Origin of the sequence: Corallococcus sp. AS-1-12 (genome assembly GCF_020036995.1) — a bacterium.
Classification (GTDB): domain Bacteria; phylum Myxococcota; class Myxococcia; order Myxococcales; family Myxococcaceae; genus Corallococcus.
Window position 1 is genome coordinate 76,662 of record NZ_JAIQDD010000017.1, and the last position, 19,973, is coordinate 96,634.

A 19,973-nucleotide genomic window follows, 5' to 3' on the forward strand; every position below is an offset into this window, starting at 1 on the left:
AAGCGTGTCCTTGGGAAAGGCTGCCGTTGCGACAGGGCTCAAGCCCGTTGTGCCTACCACCACCGGGCATCCCGGACAAGCTCCGGGAGCCCACGCAAGGCTGCGGAAAGATTCATGAATCAGGCGTCGAAACGCGAGGGCGGGAGGCGGTCCTCCAGCGCCGCGATCAACTCTTCATAAACAGCCTTGCGGGCGAAAAGATGTCGCGTGACGAGCACCCTTCCCTCTTCCTTCAGGAAGAGCCCGAGCACGCTCCCCTTGCGGCCGACCCGGCGCACGGAATCAATCTGGCCCCAGTGCAATTCCAGCGGCTGGCCGCTGAAGGGCCGGGCCACCCGCACGCCGGCGGCGTCCAGGGTGATGCCCCACTCCGCGCGGGGACGCAGGCGGTGGACGGAGACGAGGAAGGTCAGCAGCAGGCCCGCGCTGAGGCCGGCCCGCGCCATGGCGACCAGCCCCCCGCCGCCCCGGTAGTCCGCCAGGGCCCAGGCGGTGAGGACCGCCAGGAGGCACGCGCCCAGGATGAGGGCGATTCGGGTGGGACGCGGATCGAACGAGAAGAAGCGCGGGGTCATGTTGGCGGGCGGGCCCAGAAGGGGTGGAAACCTAACCTCCTGGCGCACGGTGCGCGCGCCCTTTCCTCCAGGGCTGTTCTTTGGCCGTCGTCCCCGTGCCTAGGCTGCCGGCCCGCATGACGGATGCCGAACTCACCTCTCGACTTCACACCAACCTCATCGCCTTCAAGCGCCTGCAAGCCGAGCGCGGCCCGCTGCGCCACCTGCACCTGCCCGGGGTGGACGCGTTCGCGCTCCCCCGCTACCAGGACGCGCACTTCCAGCAGGTCCTCTTCACGGACGCGGACGCGCTGGCGGCGGCGCTGCCGGCCGTCGCGGACTTCTACCGGGGACAGGGGCTCACGCGCTGGCGGGTGACACTGACGCCGGGGCAGCGGGACGCGGCGCGGGTGCTGGGCGCCGCAGGCTACCGGCCGGACTTCACCGTGGTGGCCATGGGGGCGTGGATGCACGAGCTGCCGGACGCGGCGCCCGGGGTGCCGGTGGAGACCGTGGAGGACATGACCGAGCTGGTGGACATCAACGTCCACACCTACGGCCCGAAGTGGCGGGACATCCTCTCCGTGTGGCAGCGGCCGCCCCGCCTGCCGGTGCACACCGTGGTGGCGCGCGAGCATGGCCGGGCGCTGTCCTGCGGGCTGGCGGTGGACGTGGCGGACACGGCGGGCGTGTACCTGGTGGCCACCCACCCGGAGGCCCGGGGGCTGGGGCTCGCGTCGGCGGTGATGCGCGGAATCATCGCCCATGCGCGCCAGCGCGGGTGCACCGCGACGGTGCTCCAGTCCACCCCGGCGGGCCTGCGCGTGTACCGCCACCTGGGCTACCGCGACCTGGGCCCCTGGGAGCACTGGGTGCCCCCAAGGAGGTCCTGACGGGGCGCTGAAGGCGCGCGGACCTCAGCGCAGCGCCTCCAGCTCCTCCAGCGTCTCCAGCACCCGCTGGGGCTCCTCCAGGCCGTGGAGCCGGTCCGCCAGCCCGCGCCCGGCGAGCCGGGCCACGTGCGCCAGCCGCATCAGCCGCGCGCGGCCCACGTGGCCGTCCACCAGCGCCACCACCAGCCGCAGGGGCTGGCCGTCCGGCGCGTCCGTCTTGAGGGGCCGGGCCAGCGTCACCAGCGCCGCCACCGGGGCCGCGCCGGCCACGAACGCGTGCGGCACCGCCACGCCGTTGCCCACCTGGGACGGGGTCTCGACCTCGCGCCGGCGCAGCCCCTCCGCGAGCGCCGCCGCGTCCACGCCGGGCAGGGCCGCCGCCAGCCGCCCGGCCGCCACGTCCAGCGCGTCCTCGTAGTCCCCGCAGGAGAGCTGCACCACCACCCGCTCCGCGCTCAGGAGCGGCGCCAGCGGGGGCACGGGCTCGTCGCCGCGCACCTCGCGCAGGGGGAACTCCGCGTCCAGGAAGGCCCGCACGCGCGCCAACTGGGCGCCGGTGAGCTTCCTGCGCGCGATGTCCAGCAGCAGCGTCCCCGCCGCGGGCACGTCCTCCAGGTAGCCCGCCACGTACGGGCTCACCCGGTTGGCCACGTCCATGAGCAGCCCCGGGGGCACGTCCAGCTCCCGGGCGATGGCCGTCAGCCGCTCCTGCGTGGGCGGCGCGTCCACGCCGTTCTCCACGCGGCTCAGGTACGCGCTGGACACGCCGATGCGCCGGGCCAGGTCGCGCAGGGACAGGCCCGCGTCCACGCGCAACAAACGCAGTGTGGCTCCCAGGTGCATGGCGCTCAGCTCCGCGCGCCGAGCGGCCGCGCCGTCCGCGTCGCGTCCGTCGCCGGGTCCTGCCGCGTCCGGGCCTGCTCCTCCGGGGTCCGGGCCAGCACCGTCGCCGCCTCCGGGTGGCGCACGAGCAGCAGCGAGGCGGGCGCGTCGCGGACGATGCGCTCGCGCTGCACGCCGAACCACCGGTCTTCCAGGCCCCATTCGGTCCCCAGGCCCACCACCACGAGGTCGTAACCCGCCTTCGCCTCCTCCAGCGCCGCCTCCTCCGGAGACGCGTGGCGCACCACCTTGAGCTTCACGGAGGCGCCCTCGTCCGAGGGGAACAGCTCCTCCACCTGCGCGCGGCCCGCGCCCGCGCCCGGGTCCGAGCCCCTGGGAGACGTCACGTGCAGCACCGTCACCTCCGCGCCGGCCTGCTTCACCAGCCGCCGCGCCAGCCCCAGCGCCGCCCGGTCATGCGGGCTGCCCACGAAGGGCACCAGCACCCGGCGCACCTGCGACAGGCCCCGGTCCACCAGCACCGCCACCGTGCCGCCCGCCTCCTGCATCACCTCATGCACCGTGCCGCCCAGCACCGTCTGGCTGAACAGCGGCTTGTGCCAGCCCAGCAGCACCAGGTCCGCGCGCTTCGCCTGCGCCGTGCGGCAGATGTCCCGCGCGGGCTCCGACGACACGAACGACAGCGTGCGCACGGACAGCCCCAGCTTCTCCGCGCGGCCCACCAGGGGCGCCAGCGCGCCGCCGGACGCGGCGGACGGGTCCAGCGCCTCGTCCGCGCGGGCCTTGAGCGCGCGGTCCGGGGACAGGAGGTGCAGCGCGTAGAGGTTCGCCTCGTTGCGCTCGCCCGACAGCGCGCGCGACAGCACCGCCATGCCCGGGCCGGCCTGCCCGTGCGACACGCACAGCAGCACCGTGTACGCGGAGGCCGGCAGCGGCGGCTCCGACACCTGCATCAGCTTTTCGCGCGCCTGCTCCTCCGGCGAATACAGCAGGCGCAGGAACGGCGTGGTCATGAAGGTCGTGACCAGCGCCATGATGACCATCATCGTGAAGAGCGTGGGCGAGATGACGCCCAGGTCCAGGCCCAGGTTGAGCACGATGAGCTCCATCAGGCCGCGCGTGTTCATCAGGATGCCGATGGCGCCCGCCTCCCGCCACCGCAGGCCGGTGAGGCGCGCGGCCACCGCGCTGCCGCCGAACTTGCCCAGGCACGCCAGGACGATGATGGCGCCGCACGTGAGCCACGCCTCCGGCGTGTCCAGGAGCCCCACCTGCGTGCGCAGGCCGCTGAAGGCGAAGAACACGGGCAACAGCAGCACCACGGCCACGTCCTCCAGCTTCTCCGCCAGCGCCGCCGCCAGCCCGCCCTCCTTGGGAATCACCGCGCCGAACATGAAGGCGCCGAAGAGCGAGTGGATGCCGATGTATTCCGTGGTCCACGCGGAGCCGAGCAGCAGCACCAGCGTGATGGCCACCACGTTCTGGGTGAGCCCCTCGCGGTTGGCCACGCGCGCGCCCAGCCGGGCGAGGAACGGCTTCACCAGCAGCAGCATGAAGGCGATGTAGAGCAGCGCGAACACCGTGGTGAGCCCCGCCTGCGCCAGGTCCGACGCGCGCACCAGCGACACCACGAACGCCAGGATGCACCACGCCGTCACGTCATCCACCGCCGCGCACGCGATGGCGATGGCGCCCAGCTTCGACTGCATCAGCCCGCGCTCCGTGAGGATGCGCGCCAGCACCGGGAAGGCCGTGATGCTCATGGACACGCCCATGAACAGCACGAACGAGGAGAACGGCACGTCCGGGCTGGACAGCGACTTGTAGAGCCACAGCGCGCCCGCCACCGCGCCCAGGGCGAACGGGACGACGATGCTGGAGTGGCTGATGGCCACCGACGCGTGACCCCGCCCCTTCAGCAGCTTGGGGTCCAGCTCCAGGCCAATGAGGAACATGAAGAGCACCAGGCCGACCTCGGCCAGCATCTTCAGGAACGGCATGGACTCCGGCGGGAACAGCCAGCGCATCGCGTCCGGCGCCAGCCAGCCCAGCAGCGACGGGCCCAACGCGATGCCCGCCACCACCTCCGCGATGACCAGGGGCTGCCCCAGCCAGCGCGCGCCCCGGCCAATCAGCCGGGACACCGAGATGATGACGATGAGTTGGACCAGGAGCTGGGCGAGCATGTGGGGATTCATCGGACAGGCCTCGCTGGAGAAGTGTTAAGGATGCACTTACCAAGGCATCTCGCGCAGCGTCAACCCGGCCGGGGACGGCCGCCCGCGTGGGCGACACAACGCGTCAGGGCGCTTCGGGGGCCTTGTTGGCCGCCACGGACCTGAGGAGCGTCTCCACGTCCACCGGCTTGCGCAGGTAGCCGCAGGCGCCCATCTCCTCGGCGACCTGGCGCGCGTTGGCGGAGGCGGAGAAGACGAGCACGGGGATGTCCCGCCACGCCTCCACCTGGCGCATCTGCCGGCCGAAGGTGGCGCCGTCCATCACCGGCATCATCATGTCCAGCAGGACCAGGGACGGCAGCACCGGCTCCCGGCGGAGGACCTCCAGCGCCTGCAGGCCGTTGCCCGCGCCGAACACGATGTAGCCCGCGTCGCGCAGCACCTCCTCCAGCGCCTCCCGCAGGTCCGTGTCGTCATCCACCACCAACACCGGGCGACTCACTCGCGAGACTCCTTCTCCAACGGCAGCTCCAGCGTGAAGCGCGCGCCCTCTCCCGTGGCGGGCTCCGCCCAGGCCCGGCCGCCGTGCGCCTCCGCGGCGCGGCGGGCCAGGTAGAGCCCCAGGCCCAGGCCCCCGTACGAATGCGAGCTGACCGCGCGGCCGAAGCGCTCGAAGATGCGCTCCACCTGGTCCACGGGCACGCCGATGCCCCGGTCGCGCACCTGGATGCGCGCGAAGCCGCCTTCCCGCCCCACGTCCACCTCCACCGGCCGCCCCGGACCGAACTTGAGCGCGTTGGATATCAACGCCGCCACCGCCTGGTCCACCCGGAGCCGGTCCCACGTCCCCCAGAGCCCGCGCCGGGGGGACTGGCGCAGCTCGCACCCGGCCGCGCGGGCCTCCGCCTGGTAGCGCTCCAGCACCTCCGCGACCAGCTCCTCCAGGTCGAAGCGCTCGGGCATGAGGGACAGCTCGCCGCTGGACAACTGCGACACGTCCAGCAGCCCCTCCACCAGCGTGCCCAGCCGGCGCACCTGGCGCACGCTGCGCTCCAGGCGCGTCACCACCTCCGGCTCCAGCTTGTGCGCCTCCGAGCGCTGCAACAGCGTGCCCAGTTGCAGCCGCAGCGTGGTGAGCGGCGTGCGCAGCTCGTGCGCGGCCACGGTGAGGAACTCGTCGCGCAGGCGCACCGCCTCGCGCGCCTCCTGGAAGAGCCGCGCGTTCTCCAGCACCAGCCCCGTCCTGCGCGCCAGCTCCTGCGCCAGCGCCAGGTCCACCGGCGCCAGCGTGCGCTCGCCCAGCGTGCCCATGGACAGCACCCCCAGCCGGCCCTCGTTGCCGGGCAGGGGCACGTTCACCACCGAGCGCAGCCCCAGCCCCTCGATGGCGCGCTGGTGCGCCGCGTCCTTCGTGATGGGCACCGGGCGCTGGCGCACGTCCGGCATGAACTCCGGCTGGCCGGTGCGCAGCACGTGCGAGGGCCCCGCGGCGGCCATTGGGTCCAGCGGGAAGCGCTGGTCCAGCTTCCAGGCGTGGGCGCGCCGCTCCGCGTCCGGGTGCGCCAGCGCCACCAGCCGCAGGCCGCCCTGGTCCGGGTCCTGGAGGAAGAAGGCGCACCAGTCCGCCACCCGGGGCACCATCAGTTGCACCAGTTGGTCCAGCCGCGCCGCCTGCTCCAGGGACGCGGTGAGCAGCTCGCTGGCCCGGGCCAGGATGTCCCGGTCCACCTCCGCCCGCGCGCGCTCGCGCCGCACGCGCGTCTCCTCCAGCTCGCGCGCCACCGCCGGCCCCAGCCGGGCCAGCCGGTCCTTGGAGAAGCAGTCGCGCGCGCCCGCCTTCATGAGCGTGACGGCCTGGTCCTCGCTCAACTGGCTGGACAGCACGATGAGGGGCACGTCCCGCCCCTGCGCGTGCAGCAGCGCCAGCACGTCCAGCGCGTTGAAGCGCGGCAGCCGGTAGTCACACAGCACCAGGTCCCACGGACCGCCGGTGGCCAGCGCGTCCCGCAGCGCCTCCAGCGTCTCCACGCGCCGGGCCGTGGGCTGGTAGCCCGCCTGCACCAGCTCCGCCGTCACCAGCGCCGCGTCGTTGACGCTGTCCTCCACCAGCAACAGCCGGAAGGGCGTCATGCCCGGGCCCCGCCCGTCAGCCCCGGGGCCGGACAACGCCCCTGCGGCCGGGAGCCTCGTGCTGCATCCATTCGCGTTGCTCCTCCCGTCGGGTGTGGGCCTCGTTCAGCACATGCTAGTGGCCCTCCCTGTCACGCCAGCGGGAGAAATGGCGGACGTTCAGCACCGAGCGCTGGCTGGTGAACGTCCCGCGCCAGCGCCCGGTGCTCCCGGGCGCGGCAACCCTGGATTACCAGGAAACGTCGTACTCGGTATCCAGCAGGGACACCTGGCGCCCGTGCACCTGGACGTCCTGGGCGCCCACGGCCTCCAGGGCGGCCTGGAGCACGCCCTCGTGGTACGGCGCGGGCATGAAGTCCCGGCGCATCACGAAGCGGGCGCTGTGGTCGCCCGTCCAGAGGACGCTGCGCTCGCCGTAGCTCACCGCGACGCGGTAGTTCTCGATCATGTGGTGAAGCATCTTCCGGGGGTTGCGCCCGGCCGCCTGCATCAGGTCCCGGCCGAACATGGAGGCCAGGAAGTCCACCGTGGCCTGCGTCCCGATGTACCGCAGCGCCTGCTCCCAGTCGCCCAACTGCGGGCGCAAGAGCCGCGTCGCCTCCGCGGACATCTCCAGGAAGCGCGTCACCGGGTACAGCTCCGCGGTGTTCAGCTCCTTCAGCCCGGACGCCGCCAGGCACTTCGCCCCGGCCTCTTCCCCCTGGAGGAACTTCACCACCCCCACCACGCCCTGGAAGAACATCCCGCGCGCCCCGTCCTCCGGGGTCGCGGCCAAGCACCGCTCCGTCAGGTGCCACGCCGCGTACTGCTCCGCCCAGCCCGCCGCCCTCGTCGAACCTTCCACCGGTCCGCGATCCATACCGACCTCCACTTCCACCTCAGGCGCTGGAATCGGCCCCCCCGTTTCGTGGGTCCATCCGCCAGCGCAGCCCTTCCCCCTCACAGGTGCCGGGGCCCACGCCCCGCTCACACCGTGCAGCCAATTCACACAATTTCACCAGAACAGCAAGAAATCCCAGTAAGCCCGGAAGTACCTGCCATTATCTGGCAGCTTACACAAACCTAATGGGGGCGCGGTCGGAGTTTCTTGTCCTCTGAGAAAAGAGTGAGGGGCGGGCTCCACACTCCGGGTCCTACCCGGAGAGGGCTGCCTGTGCGGCCGCGACGGCGTTCCCGGCGGCGGCGGCGCGGTGGCCGGCGGCGTGGAGGGCGCGCTCGATGGCGCCCACGGTGACGAGCACGTCCCCGGGGCTGACGCGGTTCATGTGGCCCACGCGGAAGTAGCGCGTCTTGATTTCAGGGTGGAGGCCGCCGGCGATGGCCACCCCCTGCGCCTTCACGCGGCCCACGAGCGAGGCGTCCACGCCGTCCGGGTAGTACACGGCGCTCAGCGTGTTGGCGGCCACGGCTTCGGAGGTGGGGACGGGCCGCAGGCCCAGCGCGCTCCAGGCGGCGCGGAAGGCGCGGGCCATGCGGCGGTGGCGCTCGAAGCGGGCCTCCATGCCCTCGGCCAGAATCTGTCCCAGGCTGACGTCCAGCGCGCGCACCAGGGACGTGGGCGGGGTGGCGAAGTAGGCGGGCTTGCCGGCTTCGTAGGCCTCCATCACCGGGAGCCACTCGGCCCAGTCCGCGTACACGCTGGCGACGGGCGCCTTGCGCGCCTTCCACGCGGCGATGGCGCGGGGGCTCACCGTGAGGAGCGCCAGCCCCGGCGGCACGCCCACCGCCTTCTGGCTGGCGGTGAGGTACACGTCCGCGCCCCACGCGTCCTGGTGGAAGGCCTCGCCGGCGGTGGCGCACACGCCATCCACCACGGCCAGGACGCCGGCCTGGCGCGCGGCCTTCACCAGCGGCTCCACGGGCGCGAGCACCGCGGTGGAGGTGTCCACGTGGGTGACGGTCATCAGCTTGAAGCCGCCGCCGCGCAGCTCCGCCTCCACCTGGGCCACGTCCGGGGCGCCGCCCACGCTGGCCGCGCGCACGTGCGTCACCTTCGCGCCGTGGCGCTCCAGGATGTGGGCCATGCGGTCGCTGAAGTAGCCGGTGTTCACCACCAGCGCGCGGTCGCCGGGCTCGATGAGGTTGGCCACGGCGAGCTCCATGGCCAGGGTGCCGCTGCCGGAGACGACGAAGGGCTGGGCGCCCGGCGCGAGCGACACCTCGCGCAGGCGCTGGAGGGCCCGGCCGAAGGTGGCGATGAAGCCCGCGTCCAGGTGCCCGGGCACCGGCCCGGACAGGGCCTGCAACACGTCCGCGTCCACGTCCACCGGCCCGGGAATCATCAACAGGTCTCTCACGGCGCCACTCCTCCTGAAGGCCCCCTCCGGACAGACGGAGGGCGGTCCCCCACTGTGGCCAGCGCGGGCCCGGCTTGTCCACGCTGGAAAAGGAAGACGCCGGAGCCCCCTGCGGCGGGGACTCCGGCGTCTGGAACGTCAGGAAGCGAAGCCGGGGACTAGCGGTACGTCGCGGTCACGCTGTCCGCGCGGGCCACCTGGCCGGCGGTGAACGTGTTCATGCAGTTGTCGTCGGTGTAGTCCATGAAGTTGTAGATGGGGTCCGCGCCGCCACCGGAGCAGGTGTCGCGGCCGGCGGGGCAGCCGTACGCGGGCGAGGCCTCCGGCGGCGTGTCGCTGACGGAGTCGCCCGGGTTGTTACAACCGCCCTGGAACGTGTGGTACAGGCCCAGCCAGTGGCCGACCTCGTGCGTGCCCGTGTCACCCTCGTTGTAGGGGGACGCCGTGCCGCCGGGGACGCTGCTGTAGAGGATGACCACGCCGTCCATCTTCGGCTGGCTGGTGTAGCTGGAGGGGAAGGTCGCCCAGCCCAGCAGGCCGCCGGACAGGTTCGCCGAGTAGATGTTCAGCGTCTCCGGGCCGCCCTTGCGCAGCGCGGACTTCATCTTCTTCTCCGCCGCCGAGCCGCTGCGCAGGTTGTACCAGGTGCTGTTCGTGGTGCGGTCCGTGCCGGCCAGCGTGAACTTGAACGGCGTGCCCGCGTACGCCGCGTTCAGCACGTTCATCTGCGCGGTGATCTGCGAGTCCGGGATGTCGCCGTTGGCGATGCCCGTGCCCTGGCGGATGACGTGGAAGTACACGGGAACGTCGACCGAGCCCACCGCGCGCTTGGCGCTGACGCCGCGGGCCGCGATCGCCGCGTCGACCTCGAGCTTCTCATCGGCGGTCAGCTCGACCGTCGCGCAGCCACGGTGAGGGACGGCCTGCGTGGTGGTCTCCTCCGTGGGAGCGGGGGTCTGCTCCTCGGGGGCCGGGGCGTTGCTGCTGCAGCCCGCCAGGGACATCAGGGTGCCAACGACCACCGCGATACGACCGCTGCGCTGCGCGACGTGACGAAGCATGTGTCTCCCAACTCCTCAAATAAGGGGTGAAACATTGATACGCGGTCGAAGTAGCCAAAGTCAAATGACGCGCGAAAATTGAACTCCTGGTAAAAACCATGAGACAGACCAAGCGTCACAGGGCCGGGAGACGGCCTGTCCGTGAATGCGCCTGGAAATGGAAAATGCCGGAGCCCCCTGGACGGGGACCCCGGCATCCGGACATCGGCCACGGGCCTGCGTGATTTTTTCTAGCGGTACGTGGCGGTGAGGCTGTCCGCGCGGGCGCTCTGGCCCGCGGTGAACTGGTTCATGCAGCTATCGTCGGTGTAGTCCATGAAGTTGTAGATGGGGTCCGCGCCGCCACCGGAGCAGGTGTCACGGCCGGCGGGGCAGCCGTACGCGGGCGAGGCCTCCGGCGGCGTGTCGCTGACGGAGTCACCCGGGCTGGCGCAGCCGCCCTGGAACGTGTGGTACAGGCCCACCCAGTGACCCACCTCGTGCGTGCCCGTGTCGCCCAGGTTGTAGGGGGACGCGGTGCCGCCGGGGACGCTGCTGTAGAGCATGACCACGCCGTCCATCTTCGGCTGGCTGGTGTAGCTGGAGGGGAAGGTCGCCCAGCCCAGCAGGCCACCGCTGAGGTTCGCGGTGTAGATGTTCAGCGACTCCTTGCCGCCCTTGCGCAGGGCGTTCTTCATGTTCTTCTCGTTGGTGCTGCCCTGCGACAGGGCGAACCAGGACGAGTTGGTCGTGCGGTCCGTGCCGGCCAGCGTGAACTTGAACGGCGTGTTCGCGTACGCCGCGTTCAGCACGTTCATCTGCGCGGTGATCTGCGAGTCCGGGATGTCGCCGTTGGCGATGCCCGTGCCCTTGTTGATGACGTGGAAGTACACGGGCACGTTCACGGAGCCCACGGCGCGCTTGGCCTGCACGCGGCCCGCGATCGCCGCTTCGATCTCCAGCTTCTCATCGGCGGACGGCTCGATGGTCGCGCAGCCGCGGTGCGGGATGGCCTGCGTGGTGGTCTCCTCCGTGGGAGCGGGGGTCTGCTCCTCGGGGGCCGGGGCGTTGCTGCTACAGCCCGCCAGGGACATCAGGGTGCCAAGGACCACCGCGACACGGCCACTGCGCTGCGCGACGTGACGAAGCATTGTTCCCAACTCCTAGAAAAGTAGGGGGGAACGGGAATACGCCTTTATCGACTTGAGAGTCAATACACGGACAGCCTTGGAAACAAAGCAAAACCTTACGAACTCGTACGATGTCTCACCGCGTGAAGCCTCCGGGTGTCATCTTCACCCGGAAGGCGTTTCGCACCCCGCCAATCCCTGACGCGGCCGGCTGGCTCAGGGCGTCGAGGCGGGGGCCGGGGCGGCGCTGCCCGCGTCCGGGGCGGGCGTGAGCGGGGTGGGCGCCGTCTGCGGGGCGCCCACCTGCTCCAGGGACTCGCGGTTGCTGACGGAGAAGCGCACCAGGGCGCGCAGGATGCGGTTGCGCTTCACGTTGCCCAGCACCTCGCGCAGGTCGTCGTAGACGGTGGGGTCGTTGACGAGCGCGCCCAGGGTGCCGTCGCCCCTGGCCACGGTGGCGGTGATGGTCTTGATGTCCGCGGCGGCGCTGCCCAGGTCCGCGAACATGCCCTTGGCGTCGCCGTAGACGAGCTGGTGCACGGCGCCGTTGGGGCTCTTCTTCGCGTCCTCCAGCAGGCCCGCGAGCTGGCCGGCGGCCTCGCCCAATTCCCGCAGGGCCACCGCGCCGTCCTGGCCGTAGATGAGCGCGTGCGCGGTGCCGTCGCCGCGGCGCACCTCGCCCAGGATGGCCTCCACGTGGCCCAGGGCCCCGTCCATGCGCTTCGCGGCGCCGGACGCGTTGGTGAGCAGCGTGCTCACCTCCCGGCCCATGCGCGGGTCGTAGATGAGCGCGTGCAGGGTGCCGTTGCCCTTCTCCACCTCCTCCATGATGGCGCGCAGCGACGCGACGCTCTTGGCCAGGTCCCGCGTCAGGTCCGGGTTCGCGTAGGCCTTCACGGCGTCCTTGAGGGACTCGCTGATTTCAACGGAGTTATCCATGACGCGGCTGGCGCTGCTCATCAGCTTGGACAGGTCCCCGCCGCTGCTGGACTGGATGACGCCGCCGGGCTCCACGGCGGGCTGGTCCGCGCTGCCCAGGGAGATGTCCACCGCCTTGTCGCCCAGCACGCCCATGCTGGTGAGCTTGGCCACGGAGTCCTTGCGGACGCGGTTGGCGTAGGTGCTGGCCACCTGGAGCTCCACCTGCAGGCGGCTGTCCCTCAGGTCCTGGGAGAAGGCCACGCTGTTCACGCGGCCCACCTTCAGGCCGCCAATCCACACGGGGGACTGGTCGCTCAGGCCGTCCACGCTGTTGAAGTAGGCGTGGAAGACGACCTGGCGTTGGAAGAGGTTGGACTCGCGGCCGATGAAGAAGACGACGACGCCGGCCACGGCGAGGCCAACGGCGACGAAGAGGCCGGCCCTCACGGCCAGGCGCTTCTCCTTCGAGGTCGACGTGAAGAGACTCATGGTGTTCCCCGGGGGTTCAGCTCCAGGCGGCGCGCGTCGATGAAGGCGCGCACCTCCGGCACCTGGGAGCGGCGCATCTCCTCCGGGGTGCCCACCTGGACGATCTTCCGGTTGGCCAGCATGGCCATCCGGTCCGCCAGCACGAAGGCGCTCACCATGTCGTGCGTGACGACAATGGACGTGGCGCCCAGGCGCTGCTTCATCGAATCAATCAGCTCGTTGATGGTCTGCGTGGTGACGGGGTCCAGGCCCGTCGTGGGCTCGTCCCAGAGGATGACCTCCGGCTCCGTGGCGATGGCGCGCGCCAGGCCCACGCGCTTGCGCATGCCGCCGGACAGGTCCGACGGCATCAGCTTCTCCGTGTTCGGCAGGTCCACCAGCTCCAGCTTCTCCGCCACGCGCTTTTGAATCTCCGCGCGGGACATGGTGGGGAAGTGTTCGCGCAACGGGTACGCCACGTTGTCCGCCACGCTGAGCGAGTCGAACAGCGCCGCGCCCTGGAACACCATGGCCACGTGCTTGCGGACCTCCAGGAACTGCTCCTCGGAGAACTTCGCCAGGTCGTAGCCCTCGAAGAGGATGCTGCCGCCGTCCGGGTGCAGGAGGCCGATGAGGCACTTGAGCAGCACGCTCTTGCCCACGCCGGAGCCGCCCAGCACCACCAGCGTCTCCCCGGCGCGCACGTCCAGGTCCACGCCGTCGTAGATGCGCTTGGGGCCGAACTGCTTCATGAGCCCGTCGAAGCGGATGAGCTCCTCGCCCGGCGTGGGCTTGCGGAAGCGGAACGGGACGGCGGGGTCGCGGTGGTGGTGGTGGCGGGCCTTGCGCATGGTGCGGGAGGCTTCAGAAGTAGAGCGTGATTTTCGTGATGAAGAAGTCCGCCAGGCACACGGTGACGGAGGTGATGGCCACCGTCTGCGTGGTGGCGCGGCCCACGCCCTCCGTGCCGCCCTCCACCGCCAGCCCCTTGAAGCAGCCCACCAGGCCGATGATGAGCCCGAACACGGCGCCCTTGATGACGCCGGAGACGAAGTCGCCCATCAGCACGGCGTCCAGCGCGCCCTGGAAGAACTGGTCCAGGGAGATGCCGTACTGGGACTTCACCACCAGCGCGCCGCCCACCAGGCCCACCACGTCCGAGAACACGGTGAGCACCGGCAGCACGAGGAGGCACGCGAACACGCGCGGCACCACCAGCTTGCGCAAGGGGTCCGCGCCCAGCGCGCGGATGGCGTCCACCTGCTCCGTCACGGTCATGGAGCCCAGCTCCGCGGCGATGCCGGACCCGATGCGCGCGCCCACGGTGAGGGCGGTGAGCACGGGGGCCAGCTCCCGGAACAGCGTGAGGATGACCACGCGGCCCACGGTGTACTGCACGCCGAAGCGGGCGAGGAAGTAGCCGAACTGCAGGGAGATGACGAGCCCCGCGAACGTCGCGGTGAGCAGCGCGATGGGCAGCGAGCGCACGCCCAGCGACTCCGTGTGGAAGATGAGCCCGGCCAGGTCGTAGGGAGGGCGCACGGCGCGGCTGAACACCTGGCCCGTCATGACGGACAGCGCGCCCAGGGACTCCATGCGCTCGCGCAGGCGCTCCTTGAGCTTGGGGCCGCCGGCGAAGAGCTTCGCCTCGGGCATCATCGCTGGCGCTCCGCGTGGAAGCCCTGGAAGAGGCTCTCGAAGTCCGCCATGCGCGCGTCGGCGGCGCCCACGGGGGCGACGTAGCTGAAGTCGAAGACGCAGTTGTCCTTCTTCACCACCACGAGCTCCAGGGAGACGGGCACGCCGTCGAGCTTCGCGACGTAGCGGCTCCGGAGCGCCTCGCGGCCGTCCAGGGTGAAGGAGCGCTGGCCCAGGTCCTGGCGCTCGGTGAAGCCCATGAGCAGGTGCTTCGTGAGGACCTGGAGGGACGGGTCGTCATGGTCCCGGCAGGTGGCGTTGGTGGCGATGACGCGGCCGGTGTCGCCGCGCTCCACGAAGGCGAGGTCGTTGTCGGCGAAGCCGCGGCGCTCCCAGACGTCGTTGGACAGCGGGCCGACGCGGTACTTCACGTCGGACTTCTGGAGCACCGAGTCCTCGAACGTCGCGCGGTGGCACCCCGCGAGGAGGGCGGACAGCACGAGCGTCAGCAGCAAGCGCGACATGGCACCATTTCGTTCGTCCCGGGTCCGCCCGGTAGGACGGCGGGCATGGTCATGGTGCACGCCCGCCGGGTCCGCAAGCACTTCGTCGGAGCGAACGTCGACTCACGGACGCGCGCCCGCCGAGGGCCCGCCGCCCTGAACGGGCTCCGGACGGAAGGCAGAGGCGGGGTGCCCCCGGCCTTGCGGAGGGCGCATGTTCAGCCGGGGGCCGGGGGATTCTCACGAGGAGGATTCGATGGACGGCGGACTGGCGATATTCGGATTCGGGTTGTTCCTGCTGTCGATTGCCAATTTGTACGCACGCACGTCGTACTGGCTGGCGTGGCCGCTGCTGGCGCTCTCCATGCTGGCCATGGGGATGGCGTTCAGCGAGTCGAAGCGCCTGCGGGACGTGTCGCTGGGGATCGCCGCGGCGCTGGGGGTGTTGTTCATCGCCGCGCTGGCCGTGGGCACCGTGTGGTGGCTGACGTTGGCGGTGTTCCTGTTCGCGGTGGCGTTCGGGCTGCTCTGGGCGGAGTTCCGCTTCGAGTACTTCGGGCACGTGACGCGGCAGGAGCTGCCACAGCACACGCATCGGCGGTCGGTGCACTGGCCCTGGCACCGGCGGCGGGTGCACTAGGGTTGTGACGGGGACTCGGTGGCCACCTGTCCCGCGTGGACGGTGAGCCAGAGGGTGTCACTGGCGGCGGCGGCCCGGACGAGCCCCGCGTCGGTGGTGGTGAGGAAGACCTGCGCGCCGCTCCGGGCCAGGTAGCCCATGAGATAGGCATTGCGCTCGGGGTCCAGCTCGCTGGAGACGTCATCCAGGAGCAGCAGGGGGAGGAAGCCCATGGCCGCCTCCAGGTTTTCAATCTCCGCGATCTTCCACCCCAGCACCAGGGCGCGCTGCTGGCCCTGGCTCGCGTAGGCGCGCGCGCTGCGTCCGCCGAGCGTCACGGACACGTCGTCCACGTGCGGGCCCACGGAGGTGAAGCCGCGGTCCAGGTCGCGGCGCAGGCGCGCGGAGAGGGCCTCGCGCAGGGCGGTGGCGAGGGCGGCCTCGTCGGCGTGGGCGAAGTCGGCGCCGAGGTGCGCGGGGTGGTAGCCGTAGACGGCGGGGTCGGCGGTGCGGCCGATGGACGCGAAGGTGGCCTGGGCGCGGGGCGCGAGCTCGGCCATCAGGGCGCGGCGGCGGGCGTAGAGGCGTGCGCCCGCGCGGGCGAGGGTCTCGTCGTAGGCGTCCAGGTACGCGGCGTCGACGGTGGCGCCCTCACGCAGCAGGCGGTTGCGGTTCTTGAGGGCGCGGGCGTACTCGCGGCTCTCCTTGAGGAAGGCGGGGAAGCGGTTGAAGACGGCGCGGTCGAGGAAGGCGCGGCGCGCGTCGGGGCCGCCCTTGATGACCTCCAGGTCATCCGGGGTGAAGGCGACGACGGAGACGCCGCCGAAGTAGTCCTCGAGGCTGGCGGCCTTCTTGCCGTCCACGAGGGCCTGGCGGGTGCCGCCGCCGACCTCGACGGAGATTTCACGCTCGGCGCCCTTGAGGAGGAAGCGGCCGGTGACGCGAGCGGCCTGGGAGCCCCAGCGGACGAGCTCGGAGAGGCGGCCGGCGCGCAGGGGCTTGAGGGTGGCGAGGAAGTAGAGCGCCTCCAGGAGGTTGGTCTTCCCCTGCCCGTTCTGGCCCACGGCGATGGTCGAGTGGGGGCTGGGCGCGAGCTGCACCGCCGGGAGGTTGCGGAAGTCCTGGACCTGGAGCGAGAGGAGGCGCACAGCGTCACCGTGAAGGGGCCGACCTTCGTACTACAGATGCGGCGGCCGGCGGGGCGCGGGATTCGGCGGGTGACGCTCGGTTGGTGGGCGCGGGGGCGTCACGGACAGAGCCGTCGCCGCCAGCGGTCCAGGTAGTTCTCGATGCCGGCGTCCTCTCCTGACGTGTACATGAAGGGTTTCAGGAAGCAGGCCAGGGCGCGGTACTGGGGCGGAACGGGTTCCTGCTCGATGTCGATGGCCTGGGGCCATTCGCTCAGGGTGACCAGCAGGCGCTCCTGTTCCATGGGGAGGAGGGAGACCTCCGGGAACGGCAGTGCCTGCCGCAGCGCTTCGGTGCCTCCCATCCGCTCCAGCAGCGGCGGGCCCAGGAAGGTGAGCCAGTGCGCGCCCAGGGCGTGGAGCCCGATGACGTCACCCATGTCGGCGGTCGTGGACAGGTCCACACCCAGATAGCGCGCAGAGTATTCATCCAGGAGCTGCCACTTTCCAGCGGACCAGGAGCCATCCTGCGGGACAAGGGCGAAGCTCGCGTAGCCGAAATGGAAGGGCAGCTCCCGGGCCAGCTCCAACACCAGGGCCCGCATCCGCTGGGGTCCCTGTTCCAGGAGGAATTCGGTCGGGAACGAGAAAGACATCGCGGTGGAGGACCCAACGCAGAGCGGAAGTTGGACCCGATTGCTGTGGTACTCGAACTGATACCCTCCGGTTCCTCCGGGCAGGTCGAACAAGCTGACGTGCCAGGCTAGGCGCGAGGGCCGATCCACCATCTTCTTGCGAATGACCTCCCATCCGTCCTCATCCAGTTCAAGGACGTCCCCATCTTCCGCGCCGTACCAGTTCAGCGACTGGGACGGGACAGCGCGGAGATAGGTTTCCAAGGCCCGCCAACACACCTGAGCCACGAGCTTGTGGTCATGAGGCATGAAGAACGAGACCACGACACCGTCGCGGGCCACGACCGTGCCACCCCTGGAATGAAGACGAAGGGAGGGGAAGGTCTCGCTCATGGCCGGTTCACCACTCCATCGCGAGGAGAAACGAGCAGGGCTCTCCCACCCAGCGCCCCCTCGTATACCTTTTTCTGCGTCTTTCCAGCGTAGGGACTGCTCGTTCCATACTCGGTCCACCGAGGTTCGTTGCTCTCAGGGCAGGGGAATTTGAAGTCCAGGGTGAGCGCGGACTCGAGCAGATTGCGGTCCGCATGAAGGACGAGATCCGGCTTGATCGTTCCCCGGAGTTCATCGGTGCAGCCCTCGGCGAGCATCCGCGCTTCCTTCTCCCGGCTGATCGTCTCCACGAATCGGGCATTGGGATAGTAGCGATAGCGCTGCTCGATGCTGTACGGCGCGGCCCATAGCTCCTTGAGCACCTCCTCCGCGCACTGGAGGACCAGGACGTGCTTCTGCTTTCCGAGCTGCATGGCCCGCGTGATGGGGTTGCCGCAGCGGTCGCGCCCCACCACCTCGCTGCACTCCTGCCGTGTCGGAGGACGGTTCTGGAAGAAACGCGCGTTGCCCAGACGCTCGGCCTGGACGGCGCATTCCACGAGCCGCTCCTCCAACTCATCCGCGCCGTGGTCCTGTTGCATCAGGCCGAGGATGACCGGGGCGGCCTGGACCAGGACGGAGGCCGTGGTGGAAGGGGCGCCCTGCTCCGCCACCACGGCCGCATGGCGCAGCCTCGCGGCGGTCTCCGTGTCCACGAAGCGCAGGTCCCCGTGCGCGGAGCGCCGTGCACTTCCGCCAGCGCAGCCGGTGAGCAACACCACGGCCGCACACAGCTTCACCGTCGCGTTCACAGCGCCGCCGCCCCCGTCCAGTGCTGCGCGGCCCAGCCCAGCGCGCCCAGGCCCACCACCAGCGCGCAGAACTCCACCAGCGTGCGGCGGTCGCCCTTCTCCGACGCGGGCGTGAGCAGGGCCCGGTACGCCGCCACACCCGCGATGAGCAGGAGCAGGCTCTCTCCGGTGGCGAACCACGTCGCGCCCACCACGGCCACCACCAGCCATCGCTGCTGGCGCGCCAGGGCCCGGAACCCGCGCGAGCCGTCCAGTTGCCACACCGGCACCAGGTTGAACAGGTTCATCCATGCCGCGAAGTGCGCGATGGCGCCCAGCGCCTTCCACCCCGTCAGCACCGCCGCCACCAGCGTCACCACCACCGCCGCGCTGCCCCAGATGGGCCCCGCGAGCCCCACTCGCGCGTCCTCGCGCTCATCCACCGGCACCTGCTTCAGACGCACGAACGCGCCCAGGCCCGGGATGAACATGGGCGCGTCCGCCCTCATGCCCAGCCGGCGCAGCGACGCCACGTGCCCCATCTCGTGCACGTAGATGCAGGCCACCAGCCCCAGCGCGAAGCTCCAGCCCCACATCGTCCAGTACACGCTCGCCGCGAACAGCATGGAGAACAGCGTGCTCGCCTTCGTGAGCCCGAGCAGCAGCAGCTTCCCCTTGCCCAGCAGCAGCGCCAGCACGAACTTGAACTTCCACAGCATCAGGCCCACCGCGCCCATGCTGGCCAACACCTTCGGCATCCCCGAACGCTTGCGCTCCGCCTCCGCCAGCGGCGCCGCCAACCCCTGCGCATCCGCCTGCTGGCTCAGCGCCGTCACCCGCGCCGTCACCCGCGCGTGCTGCGCCGTGTCCGGCGGCAACAACTCCAATGCCTCACGCCACAGCGCCAGCGCCTCCAGCGGCGCGCCCCGCGCTGACGCAGCCTGCGCATCCGTCGCCAGTTGCGTCAGCCGCTTCCCGTGCACCAGCTTCCGGCACGACGGACACGTGAGCAGCCGGGGCGCCAGCTCCGAACCACACCCCTCACACCGCTGCGTGGGGAGCGATACCGCGAGCGCCTCAGCCAACGGACCGCTCCTGCTCCGCGGGCGCGGCTTCGCCCTCGGCCGGCGCCTCCGCCAGCTTGAACGGCCCCGCGATGCTCAGCTCCGTCCGCTTCGTGCGGCGCCACGCCTCGAACAGCGCGAAGCCGTAGATGAGCCCGGAGATGGGGCTGTTGATTCCCACCAGCACCGGCGCCGCCACGGAAATCACTCCCGCGAGGACCACGTTGGCCGCGGGAGAGGACTCCGCTTCCCCGGCAGGCGCGTCCGCCGCCACCTCGGCCGGAGGCTGTGTCGTGAGCTCCTTGTAGACATCCGGCGCGAGCGAGGCCGCCACGGCGAAGTACGTCAGCCCCACCGCGAGCGCCTGGTAGAACCAGCCGCCGCGCGACTCCGAGCCCTTGAACACCGCCGTCCCCACCATCCACCCCACCAGGATGGCGATGAGGCCGATGTTGTAGCCCGTCAGGCCCACCACCCAGTAGACGAGCGCCCCCGCGATGGCCGCGCCAAAGCCAAACACCGCCGCCTTCAGGGCGCGCTTTGACTTCGAGCCGCCCGTCAGCTCGGCCTCCACCTGCTCGCGGCACTCGGGACACAGCAGGCGCGTGTTCAAGTCGTAATACACGCTCTTGATGGCGCGCTGGCAGAAGGAGCACTTCGGCGCCGCGGGCGCTTCGGCGAATTCGGCGCGGTCGAACTGCAGCGATGCCTCGTCGGAGGCCGGCGGAGGAACTGGCTGGGTCATGGGCGGGGTGACGACAGGAAAAGGAA

20 protein-coding genes are annotated in these 19,973 nt (G+C 70.9%); 2 read left to right on the forward strand and 18 right to left on the reverse strand.

Features of this window, described 5'->3' with window-relative positions; all coding sequences use genetic code 11:
* Positions 1-119: 119 nt before the first annotated feature.
* Positions 120-575, reverse strand: a complete 456-nt coding sequence (locus K8556_RS24505; RefSeq protein WP_223742504.1) for a hypothetical protein — start codon at positions 573-575, stop codon at positions 120-122.
* A gap of 116 nt (positions 576-691) precedes the next feature.
* Between K8556_RS24505 and K8556_RS24510 the strand changes: the two genes are divergently transcribed.
* Positions 692-1,447: a GNAT family N-acetyltransferase gene (locus K8556_RS24510; protein WP_223742505.1), complete on the forward strand. Its 756-nt coding sequence runs from the start codon at positions 692-694 to the stop codon at positions 1,445-1,447.
* A 24-nt stretch (positions 1,448-1,471) separates the two neighbouring features.
* Here the strand turns inward: K8556_RS24510 and K8556_RS24515 are convergent, their stop codons facing one another.
* The 12 genes from K8556_RS24515 to K8556_RS24575 all read right to left on the reverse strand — a co-directional run bounded on the left by K8556_RS24515 (position 1,472) and on the right by K8556_RS24575 (position 14,615).
* Complete coding sequence (locus tag K8556_RS24515; protein ID WP_223742506.1) at positions 1,472-2,290, reverse strand: helix-turn-helix domain-containing protein; 819 nt, start codon at positions 2,288-2,290, stop codon at positions 1,472-1,474.
* 5 nt (positions 2,291-2,295) lie between these two features.
* A complete protein-coding gene (locus K8556_RS24520) occupies positions 2,296-4,488 on the reverse strand; it encodes a cation:proton antiporter (RefSeq protein ID WP_223742507.1) in 2,193 nt (730 codons plus the stop codon).
* Positions 4,489-4,591: 103 nt separating this feature from the next.
* The gene (locus tag K8556_RS24525) at positions 4,592-4,969 is read right to left on the reverse strand and encodes a response regulator (RefSeq protein ID WP_223742593.1); all 378 of its coding nucleotides are present in this window, start codon (positions 4,967-4,969) and stop codon (positions 4,592-4,594) included.
* The gene (locus K8556_RS24535) at positions 4,966-6,597 is read right to left on the reverse strand and encodes an ATP-binding protein (RefSeq protein WP_304503994.1); all 1,632 of its coding nucleotides are present in this window, start codon (positions 6,595-6,597) and stop codon (positions 4,966-4,968) included. Before K8556_RS24535 ends, K8556_RS24525 begins: the two co-directional genes overlap by 4 nt.
* 229 nt (positions 6,598-6,826) lie before the next feature.
* On the reverse strand, positions 6,827-7,456 hold the full coding sequence (locus tag K8556_RS24540) for a DUF2378 family protein (protein WP_223742508.1): 630 nt from the start codon (positions 7,454-7,456) through the stop codon (positions 6,827-6,829).
* A gap of 274 nt (positions 7,457-7,730) precedes the next feature.
* Entirely contained in the window at positions 7,731-8,894 is a 1,164-nt protein-coding gene (locus K8556_RS24545) for an alanine--glyoxylate aminotransferase family protein (protein ID WP_223742509.1), read from the reverse strand.
* A 158-nt stretch (positions 8,895-9,052) separates the two neighbouring features.
* A complete protein-coding gene (locus K8556_RS24550; RefSeq protein WP_223742510.1) occupies positions 9,053-9,955 on the reverse strand; it encodes a zinc metalloprotease in 903 nt (300 codons plus the stop codon).
* A 230-nt stretch (positions 9,956-10,185) separates the two neighbouring features.
* Positions 10,186-11,085, reverse strand: coding sequence for a zinc metalloprotease (locus K8556_RS24555; RefSeq protein ID WP_223742511.1), 900 nt, complete (start codon positions 11,083-11,085; stop codon positions 10,186-10,188).
* A 195-nt stretch (positions 11,086-11,280) separates the two neighbouring features.
* Entirely contained in the window at positions 11,281-12,474 is a 1,194-nt protein-coding gene (locus K8556_RS24560; protein WP_223742512.1) for an MlaD family protein, read from the reverse strand.
* Positions 12,471-13,304 (reverse strand): ABC transporter ATP-binding protein, encoded by an 834-nt coding sequence (locus tag K8556_RS24565; protein WP_223742513.1) that lies wholly within the window; start codon positions 13,302-13,304, stop codon positions 12,471-12,473. The genes K8556_RS24560 and K8556_RS24565 overlap by 4 nt, the downstream gene beginning before the upstream one ends.
* A gap of 13 nt (positions 13,305-13,317) precedes the next feature.
* Positions 13,318-14,112, reverse strand: coding sequence for an ABC transporter permease (locus K8556_RS24570; RefSeq protein ID WP_223742514.1), 795 nt, complete (start codon positions 14,110-14,112; stop codon positions 13,318-13,320).
* Entirely contained in the window at positions 14,109-14,615 is a 507-nt protein-coding gene (locus K8556_RS24575) for a hypothetical protein (RefSeq protein WP_223742515.1), read from the reverse strand. Before K8556_RS24575 ends, K8556_RS24570 begins: the two co-directional genes overlap by 4 nt.
* Before the next feature lie 235 nt (positions 14,616-14,850).
* On the opposite strand from K8556_RS24575, the gene K8556_RS24580 reads away from it, so the two are divergent.
* Positions 14,851-15,234, forward strand: a complete 384-nt coding sequence (locus tag K8556_RS24580; protein ID WP_223742516.1) for a hypothetical protein — start codon at positions 14,851-14,853, stop codon at positions 15,232-15,234.
* On the opposite strand, the gene K8556_RS24585 is transcribed toward K8556_RS24580, so the two are convergent.
* From K8556_RS24585 to K8556_RS24605, 5 genes are all read right to left on the reverse strand, one after another.
* Complete coding sequence (locus tag K8556_RS24585) at positions 15,231-16,361, reverse strand: DNA replication/repair protein RecF (RefSeq protein WP_223742517.1); 1,131 nt, start codon at positions 16,359-16,361, stop codon at positions 15,231-15,233. The two genes, K8556_RS24580 and K8556_RS24585, sit on opposite strands and share 4 nt — an antisense overlap.
* A gap of 98 nt (positions 16,362-16,459) precedes the next feature.
* Positions 16,460-17,368 (reverse strand): type VI immunity family protein, encoded by a 909-nt coding sequence (locus K8556_RS24590; protein WP_223742518.1) that lies wholly within the window; start codon positions 17,366-17,368, stop codon positions 16,460-16,462.
* On the reverse strand, positions 17,365-18,063 hold the full coding sequence (locus tag K8556_RS24595) for a hypothetical protein (RefSeq protein ID WP_223742519.1): 699 nt from the start codon (positions 18,061-18,063) through the stop codon (positions 17,365-17,367). Before K8556_RS24595 ends, K8556_RS24590 begins: the two co-directional genes overlap by 4 nt.
* Positions 18,064-18,155: 92 nt before the next feature.
* Positions 18,156-19,223, reverse strand: a complete 1,068-nt coding sequence (locus K8556_RS24600) for a site-2 protease family protein (protein ID WP_223742520.1) — start codon at positions 19,221-19,223, stop codon at positions 18,156-18,158.
* Positions 19,216-19,947 (reverse strand): hypothetical protein, encoded by a 732-nt coding sequence (locus K8556_RS24605; RefSeq protein WP_223742521.1) that lies wholly within the window; start codon positions 19,945-19,947, stop codon positions 19,216-19,218. The genes K8556_RS24600 and K8556_RS24605 overlap by 8 nt, the downstream gene beginning before the upstream one ends.
* Positions 19,948-19,973: the final 26 nt, after the last annotated feature.